The 13071-nt window shown below is 74.3% G+C and carries 10 protein-coding genes; 6 read left to right on the top strand and 4 right to left on the bottom strand.

The window, feature by feature from the left end:
• Window positions 1-489, top strand: a 489-nt coding sequence (locus ACFXOZ_RS40130; protein ID WP_380594981.1) for an amidohydrolase family protein, incomplete at its 5' end; no start/stop codon positions are given.
• A 45-nt stretch (window positions 490-534) separates the two neighbouring features.
• Here the strand turns inward: ACFXOZ_RS40130 and ACFXOZ_RS40125 are convergent.
• From ACFXOZ_RS40125 to ACFXOZ_RS40110, 4 genes are read right to left on the bottom strand one after another with little or no spacing between them, the layout of a single operon-like run.
• Complete coding sequence (locus tag ACFXOZ_RS40125; RefSeq protein WP_380594979.1) at window positions 535-2538, bottom strand: hypothetical protein; 2004 nt, start codon at window positions 2536-2538, stop codon at window positions 535-537.
• A gap of 11 nt (window positions 2539-2549) precedes the next feature.
• Entirely contained in the window at window positions 2550-3431 is an 882-nt protein-coding gene (locus tag ACFXOZ_RS40120) for a carbohydrate ABC transporter permease (protein WP_380531812.1), read from the bottom strand.
• Entirely contained in the window at window positions 3428-4372 is a 945-nt protein-coding gene (locus tag ACFXOZ_RS40115; protein ID WP_380531815.1) for a carbohydrate ABC transporter permease, read from the bottom strand. The genes ACFXOZ_RS40120 and ACFXOZ_RS40115 overlap by 4 nt, the downstream gene beginning before the upstream one ends.
• A gap of 37 nt (window positions 4373-4409) precedes the next feature.
• Window positions 4410-5723 (bottom strand): ABC transporter substrate-binding protein, encoded by a 1314-nt coding sequence (locus ACFXOZ_RS40110; RefSeq protein WP_380531818.1) that lies wholly within the window; start codon window positions 5721-5723, stop codon window positions 4410-4412.
• 160 nt (window positions 5724-5883) lie between these two features.
• Between ACFXOZ_RS40110 and ACFXOZ_RS40105 the strand changes: the two genes are divergently transcribed.
• The 5 genes from ACFXOZ_RS40105 to ACFXOZ_RS40085 all read left to right on the top strand — a co-directional run bounded on the left by ACFXOZ_RS40105 (window position 5884) and on the right by ACFXOZ_RS40085 (window position 13009).
• On the top strand, window positions 5884-7164 hold the full coding sequence (locus ACFXOZ_RS40105) for an ROK family protein (RefSeq protein WP_380531821.1): 1281 nt from the start codon (window positions 5884-5886) through the stop codon (window positions 7162-7164).
• A 128-nt stretch (window positions 7165-7292) separates the two neighbouring features.
• The gene (locus ACFXOZ_RS40100) at window positions 7293-9938 is read left to right on the top strand and encodes an RICIN domain-containing protein (RefSeq protein WP_380594977.1); all 2646 of its coding nucleotides are present in this window, start codon (window positions 7293-7295) and stop codon (window positions 9936-9938) included.
• A 127-nt stretch (window positions 9939-10065) separates the two neighbouring features.
• Window positions 10066-10692, top strand: a complete 627-nt coding sequence (locus ACFXOZ_RS40095) for a hypothetical protein (protein WP_380594975.1) — start codon at window positions 10066-10068, stop codon at window positions 10690-10692.
• A gap of 169 nt (window positions 10693-10861) precedes the next feature.
• A complete protein-coding gene (locus ACFXOZ_RS40090; protein WP_380533103.1) occupies window positions 10862-11290 on the top strand; it encodes a hypothetical protein in 429 nt (142 codons plus the stop codon).
• Between the two features lie 54 nt (window positions 11291-11344).
• Entirely contained in the window at window positions 11345-13009 is a 1665-nt protein-coding gene (locus ACFXOZ_RS40085) for an AAA family ATPase (RefSeq protein WP_380594973.1), read from the top strand.
• Window positions 13010-13071 lie beyond the last annotated feature (62 nt).

Genomic DNA, 13071 nt, shown 5'->3' with positions numbered 1-13071 from the left:
GTCGCCCTCCTGGAGGACGAACGCGTCACCGTCGAACTCATCAACGACGGCGTCCACCTCCACCCCTCCGTCCTCGACCTCGCCTACGGCACCGCCGGCCCCGACCGGGTCGCCCTCATCACCGACGCCATGGGCGCCGCCGGCATGGGCGACGGCCTCTACCCCCTCGGCCCCCTCCAGGTCCGCGTCGAGAACGGCGTCGCGATGCTCCCCGACGGCAGCTCCATCGCCGGGTCGACGCTCACCCTCGACCGGGTGCTCCGACGGGCGCTGCTGGTGCACGGGTTGACCCTGCCGCAGGCGGTCGAGTCGCTCAGCGCCACCCCGGCCCGCCTGCTCGGCCTCGCCGACTCGGTCGGCTCCCTGGAGACCGGCAAGCTCGCCGACCTCGTCGTCCTCGACTCCGACACCTACGACCTGGTCGCCGTGATGCGCCGCGGCCGCTGGGCCGTCGGCGGCGACCGCTTCCCCACCGTCAGGTCGGCCTGACCGAAGGCGTGTCCGACACGCCCCAGGTGCCCGGGCCGGCCGCGGCTACCGCCAGTCGAGGAGCAGCCAGCCGCGGTGCGGCAGCTCCTCGGTGACCTCGACGCTGCGACCGGTCACCGCGGCCTCGACCGGCTCGGGGTCTGCCAGCGGCCGGAGCAGGACGCCCTCGGCCCGGACGGCCCCGCGGGGCAGGTGCACCCGGGGGTGGGCCGGGTCGGCGCTGCCGTTGGCGACGGCGAGCCGCCAGCCGTCCGCCGTGCGGGTCAGGTGCGGGATCAGGTGGGGCCCGCCGGTGACCAGCGGCAGGGTCGGGGAGTCGCCCTCCAGGTAGCGGACGGCGGCGTGCAGCAGGCGCTGCCCGTCGTCGTCGTGGGGCAGCAGCTCGACGGCGGTGGCGGCCGTCACCGCGACCCGGCCGCCGAGCTCGTTGGTGAAGACGCACCGGCCGGCGCCCCAGAACCGGTGGTCGGGGGTGAGGATCTCGGTCCAGGTCTCGCCCCCCGCCGCCGGCCGGAGCCGGGCCAGGGCCGGCTGGAGGTTGACGCTCAGGTAGGCGCCCGCACCCTCCCCGGTCAGCACGCGTTCCAGCGCGTACGGGCCCGGCCCGCCCGCGGCTCCACCCCCGGCTCCGCCCCCTGCTCCGCGCTCGACGACCTCCTCGACGGTCACCCCGAGCAGCTCGCCGAACCCGCGGGCCCGCAGGATGTGGGCGGCGGTGCCGTCGAGCAGCAGGCCGTCGGCGAGCATCCGCCGGAGCTCGGCGTCCTGGTAGGCCCAGGCGAGCTGCCCGAACAGCACCCGGACCGGGCCGTCCTCGGCGGTGACCGGGACGCCGTAGCGGAGCAGGTGGTCCGCGGCCGGGCCGGGGTCGACCGCCAGTTCGGCGAGGTCGCCGCCCCGGCGGGTGCGGACGTGCGCGGCGGCGTCCTGGCGGACGGGCAGCGTCACGCCGCGGGTGCGCGCCGCCGGGCCGGTGAGCAGGTCCAGCGCGGGCCGGGAGCGGCGCAGCAGCTCGGCGACCCGCGGGAAGCGTCCGGCGGCGCCGGACTGCATCGGGTGGAGGTTGAGGAACAGCGCGTCGGAGCCCGCGAGTTGGGCGGCCACCAGCTCCGACCAGGTCTGGGTGTCGGACTTGGACCACGCGGTGTGCGGCCAGTTCTCGACCTCCGGCGCGCTGCGCACATGGCGCGGCCGCAGGGCCCGCTGGACCTCCAGCATCCAGACCGAGAAGCTGAGTTCGCGGCCCGGCGCGTCCGAGTAGCGGGCGAAGTGCGGCCGGTGCCAGACTTCCCCGTCGATGGCGAGCGCGTCGAAGAGGGCCGGCCAGTCGCGGCCCTCGACCGAGTGGACGCCGGGCTCGGAGCTCATCAGGCCGAGCCGCGCGCGCCCGCCGGAGGCCTTGGCGACCGCCGCCGCCACCTCGCCGGCCACCTCCAACTGTGCGGTGCGCCAGACCTGTTGGAGCAGCGCGCGCCAGGGGTGCGGCGGGCCGGGGGCGGTCACGGCGGCGACCGCCCGCTCCCGGTCGACCGGCTCCCCGGCCAATGCGGCGAGGCGCTCCAGCATCAGCGGTTCGAAGCCGCCGCCCCAGGGCAGCGGAGCGTGGTTGTGGTAGCGGAGGTCGTCCTCCAACCACAGCACGCGGACGTCGAGTTCGGCGAAGCGGGCGTAGTGGGCGGTGATCCAGGCGCGGAACCGCGGACAGGCCGGGGAGGCCTGGGCGGTGGCCACGGTGCCGTCCGGTCCGACCATCGGGGCGAAGCCGAGCCGGTCGGCCCGGCCGCGGTCGGCGTGGCCGAGGGTGACCCAGGGGTTGAGGCTGACGCCGAGCCCGGCTGCGCGCAGGACCGCCGTGGCGGTCGCGGCGGTGTCGTACAGCCGGTCCTCCACCCCGCCCGCCGGGTGGCCGGGGTACAGCTCCTCGGCCGCGAGCAGCAGGACGACCTCCTCGACGCCCGACTCCCGGCAGAAGGAGGCGAGTTCGGCGGCGCGTTCGGCGGCGTCCGGGGTGGGGTGGAGCTGGAACCGCAGGTGGTACCGGGCGGGCACGCCGGGCCTCCTCATTTGACGCTCCCGGCGGTGAGGCCGGCGCGCCAGAAGCGTTGCAGGGACAGGAACAGGATGACCAGCGGGATCGCGGAGACCATGGCGGCGGTGACCACGATGTTGAGCGGCGGCGCGCCGGGGCCGAGTGCCCGCTGGGCCTGCCAGCCGACCACGCCGACGGTGACCGGCTGGAGGTGGTCGTCGGCCAGCATCAGCACGGGCAGCAGGTAGTTGGTCCAGATGGCGACGAACTGGAACAGGAAGACCGTGACCAGCGCCGGGGACATCACCCGCAGCGCGATGGTGGCGAAGATCCTGAACTCGCCCGCGCCGTCGATCCGTCCGGCCTCGATCAGCTCGTCCGGCACGGAGGCGGCGGCGTAGATCCTGGCCAGGTAGACGCCGAACGGGCTGACCGTGCTGGGCAGCAGCACCGCCCAGTAGGAGTTGACCAGGTGCAGCTGGGAGAACATCAGGTAGAGCGGCACGGCCAGCAGCGGCTGCGGCACCAGCACGGCCGCGAGCACTCCGTTGAAGGTCAACTCCCTTCCCCGGAAGCGGTACTTGGCCAGTGCGTAGCCCGCCATCGCCGAGATCAGGGTGGAGCCGGCCGCGCCGCCCACGGCGTAGAGGGCGCTGTTGCCGAGCCACTGCCAGTAGATCCCGCCCTGGCGGGTGAAGACGTCGCGCAGGTTGTCGGCGAGGGCGAAGTCGCCGAACCAGAAGCCGTTCCCGGCGAACAGGCCGCTGCTGGTCTTGGTCGAGGCGACCAGCAGCCACCAGACCGGGGCGAGGAAGTAGACCGAGGCGATCAGCAGCACGCCGAGGGTGAGCCAGCGGGAGGCCTGGTACCGGGCGGTGCCGGTTTCGGTGGCGGTGTCGGTGGCGGTGCTCACAGGGCCTCCCCGCGACGCTGGACGAGCTTGAGGAAGCCGAAGGAGAGCGCGAACGCCAGGACCGCGAGCACCACGGACTCGGTGGCGGCGAGGTTGAAGTCGTTGGCGTCCACGGCGTTGTAGGCGGCGTAGATGGGGGTGTAGCTGCTGCTCAGGTTGGGGGCGACGTTGTGCAGGATCGCGGGCTCGTTGTAGAGCTGGGCGGTGCCGATGACGGAGAACACCGTGGTCAGCACCAGGGCGGGGCGGATCATCGGGACCTTGATCCGCCAGGCGATGCCGAAGGCCGAGCAGCCGTCCATCCGGGCCGCCTCGGCCAGTTCGGCCGGGATGGCCTGGAGGGCGGAGTGGATGATCAGCATGTTGTAGCCGGTCCAACCCCAGGTCAGCATGTTGCCGATGGTCGCGCCGAGCATGCCGTCCGAGGTCAGGTTCAGGTCCAGGCCCAGGTGGTGGGCGGCGGCGGTGATCGGGCTCAGGCCCGGAGCGACCAGGTAGGACCACATGATCGCGCCGACCACCCCGGGCAGGGCGTACGGCAGGAAGAAGGCCAGCCGGAAGAACCGCTTGAACATCGTCGACCCGGCGTCCAGCAGCAGGGCCAGCGCCAGGGCCAGGGCCAGCATCACGGGCACCTGGACCACGCCGATCAGCAGCACCCGCAGCAGCGAGCCGCGGAAGGCCGGATCGCCCAGCGCCGTCGCGTAGTTGCCGAGGCCGGCGAAGACCTGGGTGGGGGCGGAGAGGCCGAGGCCGGAGCGGTGCATCCGGAACAGGCTCTGGTAGAGGGTGTAGCCGATCGGCGCCAGGTACAGCGCCGTGAACAGCAGCAGGAACGGGGCGAGGAACAGCGCGACGGTCCGGGCCCGGTGGCGGGCAGGGCGGTCCGGGCGGGCGGCGCGGTCCTGCGGTGCTGTCCGCCCGGCGAGGGCGGTGGTCATGGGGGTTCGTCCCTCCTTGGTCGGTCCGGGTGCCCGGTCAGCCGGCGACGGCGAGGCCCTGCTGCTTGAGGCCGGCCACCGTCCTGCTCTGCAGGTCGGCGAGCACGTTCGGCAGGGTGGCTCCGCCGGTGCCCGCCTTGCCGAGCCCGTCGCCGAGGTCGGTGGAGGTCTGGGTCATGGTCGGGCCCCACTGCCAGTCGGTGGTGATGTGGGCGGTCTCGGCCTTGAAGACGTCGTAGATCACCTGCCCGCCGTAGAAGGGGTCGGGCTGGGAGAGCGCGGGGTGGGCGAGCGCCGAGGTGGCCGCCGGGTAGATGCCGGTGACCTTGATCAGGTTGCCGACGCTGTCGGGGTCGGTGCTCATCCAGGTGGCGAACTCGGCGGCCTCCTTGGCGTGGGCGCAGCCCTTCAGGACAGCGGTGGCCGAGCCGCCGTCGTTGCCGTACGCCGGGTTGGCGGCGTCCCACACCGGCATCGGGGCGACGGCCCACTGCCCGGCGCCGTCCTTGACGCTGCCGGCGATGATCGGCGCGTCCCAGACCGCGTTGACGTCGGAGAGGATCTTGCCGTTGGCCATGTCGCTGAACTGCGAGGCGTCGTTGCTGGGGTCGGCCTTCACCAGCTTCTTGTCCAGCAGGTCCTGCCAGTAGGAGGCGACCTTGCGGTTGGCGTCGCTGTTCAGGCTGACCTGCCACTGGTCGTTGCCGGTGCCGAACCACTTGGCGCCCGCCTGCCAGGCGAGGCCGGCGTAGGTGTACGGGTCGTTGCCGAAGTTGCCGAGGTACACGGTGGGGTCGGCGGCGTGCACCTTGGCGGCGTCGGCCGCGTACTCCTCCCAGGTGGCCGGGGGCTTGTCGATGCCGTACTTCGCGAACAGGTCCTTGCGGTACATCAGGGCCATCGGCGCGGTGTCGACCGGGAGGCCGTAGGTGTGGCCGTCGACGGTGACCTGCTTCCAGGTCCAGTCGGCGAACCGGCCCTTGGCGTCGGCGGTGTACGTGCCGACGTCGGTGAGGGCCCCGGCCGCGGCGAAGCTGGGCAGGGTCTCGTAGCCGACCTGGGCCAGGCAGGGGGCGTTGCCGGCCTTGGCGGCCGTGAGCATCTTGGTGTAGCCGCCCTTGGAACCGGAGGCGGTCTTGCCGAAGCTGACCTGGATGCCCGGGTGGGTCTTGTTGAACAGGGCGACCGACTCCTCGTACCCCGGGGCCCAGCCCCAGAAGTCGAGCTTGACCGGGCCGGAGGCGGCGTCCGCGCCACTGCTGCCGCTGCCGCCGGAGGAACAGCCGGCGACGAGGACCGCGGCCGTCACGAGCGCGAGTGCGGAGGCCGTCGAAACGGGTCTTGTCTTCACGTGTGTCTCCTCGAAACCGGGAGGGCGGGGCGCGGTCCCGGGGGCGGAGTGGGAACCGGCCAATTCGTTCGGTTATTGTTTGAACCAACCCTGATAAAGTCAAGAGGCAGTGTCGACGCCCGCGTCGGCCGTGACGGTGGCACCGGAGGAGGAGCGGTTCGTGAAGGCAGCGCTTCAAGGCTCGGGCGTACGGAGTCTGGCGATGGCCGGGCCGGCCGTGGCCCGCGACCGCTCGTCGTCCCGCCGGGCCAACCTCGGCATGGTGCTGCGGCTGCTGCGCGACGAGGGCCCCCGCTCGCGCGCCCGCATCTCCGAGGACACCGGCCTGCCCAAGGCCACCGTCTCCAACCTCACCGCAGAACTGCTGGAGGGCCGGCTGATCCGCGAGGGCGAGGCGGAGCGGGACCGGGGCACCGTCGGCCGGCCCGGGCAGGCCGTGGAGATCGACGGCAGCGGCGTGCACGGCATCGGCGCCGAGATCAACGTCGACTACGTCAGCCTGCTCGCCCTCAACCTCAAGGGCGAGGTCACCGCCGAGCAGCGGATCCCCTTCGACGTCCGGGCCGCCGGGCCCGACGCCACCCTGGACACCACCGCCCAGCTGGTCGCCCGGGGCATCGAGGCGCTGCGCCGCGACGGCGGCCGGGTCGCCGGGGTCACCCTGGCCACGCCCGGCGCCACCGACATGGCCACCGGCACCGTCGGCTTCGCCTCCAACATCGGCTGGCGGGACGTGCCCGCCATCGCCGGCCTGCGCGAGCGCCTGGGCCCCGGCGCCCCGGAACTGCACCTGGAGAACGACGCCAAGCTCGGCGCGCTGGCCGAGTACGTGACCGCCTCCGCCGACAACGTCCGCGACCTGGTCTACGTCACCGGCCAGACCGGCGTCGGGGTGGGCATCATCGCCGGCGGGCAGCTGGTGCGCGGGGCCGGCGGCTACGCGGGCGAGGTCGGCCACCTGCAACTGGTGCCCTCCGAGCAGCTGTGCGCCTGCGGCAGACGCGGCTGCTGGGAGACCACCGTCGGCCGCGGCGCCCTGCTGCGCTACGCCGCCGACCCCGGCGACCTGGTCTGGGACCCGATGGTGGACCTGGAGCGCCGACTCGCCGAACTGCGCGAGCGGGCGGGCGCCGGGGACGCCCGCACCCTGGCCGCGGTGCAGCGGATCGCCGACAACCTCGCGCCCGGTCTGGCGCTGCTCGCCGACGTCCTCAACCCCCGGCTGATCGTCCTCGGCGGGCACTTCGCCTTCTTCGGCGAGTACCTGCTGGACAGCGTGACCGCCCAGGTGCGCGAGCGGGTGATGGCCCCGGACGCCGGGGGCTGCGAGATCGTGCTGTCCACCACCGGGCTGACCGGGACGGCCCGGGGCGGCGCGCTGCTCGCCCTGGACGCCGTCTACCAGGACCCGACCAGCGCCATGACGCCCGCCCGGCGCTGACCGTACGCCCCGATCTGCTGCACGGGTCTTGACATGACCCGCAATAAGTTCGGATTCTGGCGGAACTAATCGCCAGTCGTGCCGCCTCCCCCACCCAGCGGGCGGCACGCCTCCGGAAGGATCCCCCGATGAGACGGACGACGTCCCGGCCGGCCCGGGCCTCGCTCGTGCCGGTCCTGGCCCTGGCGGCGGCCACCTGCCTGCCGCTCGCCGCCGCACCCCCCGCCTCCGCCGCCCCGCCCACCACCACTGCCGCCGTCGCCACCGCCGCTGCCGCCACCACCGGCACGGTCACCATCGGCGGCAAGTGCCTGGACGACGCCGACGGCGGCACGGCCGACGGCAACCCCGTCCAACTGCTCGGCTGCGACGGCTCGGCCCGCCAGCAGTGGACCCGCAACCCCGACGGCAGCGTCACCGCGTTCGGCAAGTGCCTCGACGTCACCGACGCCTCCAACGCCACCGGCGCCCTGCTCCAGCTGTACGGCTGCACCTCCGGCCCCAACCAGCGCTTCGGCTGGCTCCCGGACGGCACCGTCTACTCCGCCAAGTCGGCCAAGTGCCTGGCCGTCCAGGGGAGTTCGGCCACGGACGGGGCCCGGGTCGGCCTCGCGCCGTGCACGCCCTCCCCCACCGAGGTCTGGGGCGGCAGCGCGGCACCGCCCGCGTCGTACACCCTCTCCGCCGGGAAGCCCGTCCCCTTCGGCAACGCCGACGACACCCCCGCCTTCGGCTACACCGACACCGACGGGCAGTTCTACTACCAGTCCGCCCACTCGCTCTACGGCGCGAAGGACGGCCGCAGCTGGCAGTTCTACCGCGGCTCGGACTTCGACACCGCCACCCTCGCGCCGATCAGCACGGCGGTGAACCCGGCCAACCCCCAGGACAGCAACGGCGACACCACCTGGCGCTGCGACAACAGCCCGACCGGCCTGGGCGCCACCGCCGCCCCCGCCGGCTCCGGCTACGCCCAGCCCAACTACTGCGACCTGACCGGGGTCTGGGTCGACCCCGACACCGGCTGGTGGTACGGCCTGGTCCACAACGAGTTCACCCCGCAGCCCTTCGGCGACGGCCTGCACTACGACGCCATCGACGCCACCGTCTCCAAGGACCGGGGCCACACCTGGACCATCACCGACCACGCGATCACCACCCCGTACAGCACCGTCCGCGGCGACACCACGACCTTCCCGGGCTCCACCTACTCCTACGGCGACGGCGACCCGCGGCTGTTCACCGACTACCGCTCCGGCTACTTCTACGTCTTCTACATGTCCCGGGCCGTCGACAAGACCGGCGGCTGGGGCGGCTTCGAGGAGCACGTCGCCCGCGCGCCGATCTCCGGGAAGCTGGCCGCCTCCTCCTGGACCAAGTGGCACGACGGCTCCTGGTCCACCCCGGGCATCGGCGGCGCCGAGAGCGACCTCGTCCCCGCCCAGGGGGTCGGCACCGGCTACCTCGCCCCCGGCGACGGCTACTCCCCCGACCGGACCGGCAGCATCCGCACCCAGATCGCCGCCGGCACCATGCCCGCCCCCTCGCAGCTCTCGGTGCTGAACATCGCCTGGAGCGCCTACCTCGGCAAGTACCTCGGCACCCCCGAGAACGAGGCCGGCTCCGACCAGCCCCAGCACTACTACGTCACCGACGACCTGGCCACCCAGCAGTGGACCGACATCGGCTCCGTCGGCGGGCCGCAGAGCTCCTGGTACCGCTGGCTGGTGGACTCCGGCAGCCGGACCGGCACCACCGTGCTCGGCAGGACCTTCCGCTCCTACTGCTGGTACAGCTGCTCCACCGGCAGCGGCGAGTACGCCGAGATCAGCATCGCCCCGACCGCCGCCGGCGCCCCGCCGGCCGCCCCCGTCACCACCGGGGTGCCGTACCGGCTCGCCGCGGGCGACGGCCACTCGCTGGCCCAGAGCGGGAGCACCCTCACCACCTCCGCCACCGCCGACACCGCCGCCCAGCAGTGGACCTTCACCCCCACCGGCGACGGCTTCTACACCATCGCCAACGCCGGCTCCGGCAAGCTGCTCGGCGTCGACTCCCGCGGCAACGCCGGACGCGCCTGGGGCGCCGCCCCCACGCTGGCCGCCCGCGGCAGCAGCCCGACCGTCGGCCAGCAGTGGTCCGTCCAGACGGTGGTCACCAGCCCGGCGGGCAGCGGCCCGTCCACCCCCACCGGCGGCTACCGCCTGGTCAACCGCTACAGCGACCTCGCGCTCAGCCTCACCACCGGGGCCCAGGCCGTGACCACCTCCCCCCAGCGCACCTGGGACAACCCCGGCAGCACCGCCGACACCCGCCCGGTCACCGCCCAGACCCTCACCCTCACCCCGGCCGGCGCCGCCCCGGTCCTCGACGGCACCCACGTGCTGTCCACCGGCGGCAAGGCGCTGGACGTCCCCGACTGGTCCACCACCCCGGGCACCCGGCTCGACACCTGGACCACCAACGGGGGCCGGAACCAGGGCTGGACCTTCGCCCGGCAGGCCGACGGCTCGTACACCCTCACCAACCTCCACTCCCGGCTGTGCGCGGACGGCCGGGGCGGCGCCACCGCACCCGGCACCCCGGTGATCCAGTGGACCTGCACCGGCGGCGACAACCAGCGCTGGACCGCCACCCGGCTCCCCTCCGGCGCCTACACCCTGACCAACCGCCGCAGCGGACTCCTGCTGACCACGGCCGGACCGGCCGACGGCGACCTGCTGGCCCAACAACCGGACAGCGGCTCGCCGTTGCAGCGGTGGACGCTGGACTGACCCACCGCCACCCGGCCGCCCCCGGCGCCGTCGAGCGCCGGGGGCGGCCCCGGACCTGGCCCGATCCACCGGACACGCCCTAAGCTCCCCGCAGCACTGTTGTTCAACAGTGGGCAAAGGAGCGGCAATGCACCACCCAAGGCCTGCCGGGCCGACCGGAACCACCAGGCCCGCGGAGAACGCGGAGAACCCGGAGAGTCGGGAGAGCCGGGAGAACCCTGCGGGCCGGTGGAGGACGGTCACGGCCACCGCGGTGGCCGCCACCCTCGTCTCCTCCGCCGCCACCGCCTGGTGGCTGTCCGCCGACGACGGCCTGGACTACGTCAACGACTACGCCTCCCACGAGCCGTTGCGCGTGGTCGGCTACCCCTCCACCGGCACCCTGCACCTGACCCAGCAGATCGTCTGGCGCCTCGCCGACGGCTCCGAGGGCTCGCTGGCGACGATGGCCACCTCCGACGGCTCCGGCGCCGAGGCGCGCAGCACGGCGGCGAACTGGGTCCGGACGTTCCGGGAGGGCGCGCAGGGCCCGGTGACGGCGGAGTTCCACGGCGAGGGCGAGGTCCGCCAGTCGGTGGTGCTGTACTTCGGGCGCACCCGGCAGGTCAAGCAGTTCCGCCTGCGCCTCGACGGCAACGGCGGCGCGGACGGCTGGCGCGTCCTGATGCGCGAGACCGACCCCCAGGAGGCCGCCGCCCCACCCACCTGGGCCCCGGCCTCCCCCGGCGCGACGCTCCCCCCGGCCGTGCCCTGAGGCCCACCGACCGCTGACCCGCACGCAGAACGGGCGGACACCCCCTCACGGGTGTCCGCCCGTTCCGCGTTCCCCGACCCGATTCGCGTCACCGTCTTGACGGGTGACGCCGACTCATGGAACTCTTTCGTCACCGGTCAGAACAGTTACTTTTGATGAGGACACCACCATGGCAGTCGTACGCTTCCAGCTCGTCTCCACCCTCGGCGCCGAGGACGTCCTGGCGGTCCTGACCGACTTCAGCCCCGCCCGCGCCGAGGCCTGGCCGTCCATCGACGCCGAACACTTCGAGGTGCACGCCCTCGGCGACACCTGGGCCGAGGTCACCGAGGGCACCGCGGCCGCCTGGGAGCGCGCCCGCTACGAGTGGCAGCCCGACGGCGACACCGTCACCGTCACCACCCTGGACTCCAAGCTCTTCGGCCCCGGCGGCGGTTGGGTCTTCAAGCTCACTCCCGAGGGCGACGGCACCCGGGTCGACGTCGAACTGACCCGCCACCCCCAGCACCTCAAGGGCCGGATGCTCGCCGCCCTGCTCCCCGTCGCCGCCCCCGGCGCCCTCCGCAAGTCCTTCGCGGGCCCGCTGCGCACCGGCTGAACCGCCGCCCGCCCGTGGCACGCCCGGTGGGAGCCGTTAGGAAGGAGCACGGGGATGGGGTCCACCGGTACGGCGTTGGTGGGGCGCGCGCAGGAGCAGGCGGAGCTGGCGGCGTTCGTGGAGTCCGCCACGGGCGGGGCGCTGGTCCTGCGGGGCGAGGCGGGAGTCGGCAGGAGCGCGCTGCTGGACCACGCCGCCGCGCGGGCCGAGCGGGCGGGCCACCTCGTCGTCCGGGCCGCCGGCGTCGAGGCTGAGTCCGCACTGCCGCACGCCGGGCTGCACCAGCTCCTCCATCCCCTGCTCGCCGGCCTCGCGCGGCTGGACGACGGCTCCCGGGCGGTGCTCGGCTCGGTGCTGGGTTCGGTGCCGGGTTCGGTGCCGGGCGGATCGCCTGACGTCCCGCCGGGCGATCCGCCGTCGGTCATGACGCTCGGCATCGCCGTCCTCGGCCTGCTCCCGGTCTCCGCCGCCCGGCGGCCGCTGCTGCTGGTCCTCGACGACGGGCAGTGGCTGGACGACTCCAGCGCCGACGTCCTCGGCTTCGTCGGCCGGCGGCTGGCCGGCAGCCGGGTGAAGCTGCTGGTCGCCGTCCGCACCGACGTCCCGTCCCGCTTCGACACCGCCGCCCTGCCCGAACTGCCGGTCGCCGCCCTCGGTGACGAGGACGCCGGGCGCCTTCTCGACCAGCGGTACCCGGAGCTGGACCCGCGGATCCGCCGGACCGTACTGGACCAGGCCCGGGGCAACCCGCTCGCACTGCTGGAGCTGCCCGCCCAGCTCGCGGACCGGTCGGACGGCCTCCCGGTCGACGGCCTCCCGGTCGACGGCCTCCCGGTCCAGGGCCTCGTCGGCCGGCCCGGCGTGCCGTTGCCCCGGCGGCTGCACCGCCTGTTCGGCGCCCGCATCGAAGCCCTCGACCCGCGGGTGCGGGCCGAGCTCCTGACGGGTGCCCTGGACGACGCGGGCTCCCCGGGCGGCGCCGAGGCGCTCCCCGACAGCCGGTACCGGATGCGCGACGCCGACCCGGCCGTGGCCGCCGGGCTGCTGGGCACCGAGCCGGTCACCGGCGAACTCGTCTTCCGCCACCCGCTGGTGCGTTCCACCGTCGTGCAGCTGGCCACGGCCGACCAGCGCCGCGCCGCCCACCTGGTGCTGGCCCGGGCCCACCGGGGGAACCTCGAACGCCGGGCGGCCCACCTGGCGGCCGCGACGGTCGACCCCGACGAGGACGTCGCCGCCGTCCTGGAGGCCGCCGCCGAGTCCGCGGCCCGACGCGGCGGGGCGCCGGCGGCCGTGCACTGGCTGACCCGGGCCGCCGAACTCAGCGAGGACCGGGCCGAACGGCACCGGCGGCTGGCCGAGGCCGCCTTCGTCGCCGGTCACGCCGCCCGCCTCGGTCAGGCGCAACGGCCGGTCCGGGCCGAACTGCGCGCCGCCGACGTCCCGTCACACCGCCCGGCCCCGGAACCGGCCCGGAGTCCGGCCCCGGCCTCGGCACCGGCCTCGGCACCGGTTTCGGCCCCGCTGACCTCGCAGGAGCGCCGGATCGCCGAGCTGGCGGCCGGCGGCCTGACGAACAAGGAGATCGGCCACCGGATGCACCTCTCGCCGCGCACCGTCGGCTCGCACCTGTACCGGATCTTCCCCAAGCTGGGCATCACCGCCCGGGCCGCCCTGCGCGACGCGCTGAACCGGGCCGACGCGGACCGCCGGACCTGACGCCCGACCGCACCCACGGCCGGGGGGGCGGGGGGCGCGGGGGCAGCGCCCACCGCCCCCCC

Origin of the sequence: Kitasatospora sp. NPDC059160 (genome assembly GCF_042755465.1) — a bacterium.
Classification (GTDB): domain Bacteria; phylum Actinomycetota; class Actinomycetes; order Streptomycetales; family Streptomycetaceae; genus Kitasatospora.
The sequence above is the reverse complement of the archived record's forward strand: the minus strand, read 5'-3'. Positions and strand labels throughout refer to the sequence as shown.

Coding starts and splice junctions, on each gene's coding strand:
- ACFXOZ_RS40085 (WP_380594973.1), top strand. CDS start 11,345: ATGGGGTCCACCGGTACGGCGTTGGTGGGGCGCGCGCAGGAGCAGGCG.
- ACFXOZ_RS40095 (WP_380594975.1), top strand. CDS start 10,066: ATGCACCACCCAAGGCCTGCCGGGCCGACCGGAACCACCAGGCCCGCG.
- ACFXOZ_RS40090 (WP_380533103.1), top strand. CDS start 10,862: ATGGCAGTCGTACGCTTCCAGCTCGTCTCCACCCTCGGCGCCGAGGAC.
- ACFXOZ_RS40115 (WP_380531815.1), bottom strand. CDS start 4,372: ATGACCACCGCCCTCGCCGGGCGGACAGCACCGCAGGACCGCGCCGCC.
- ACFXOZ_RS40100 (WP_380594977.1), top strand. CDS start 7,293: ATGAGACGGACGACGTCCCGGCCGGCCCGGGCCTCGCTCGTGCCGGTC.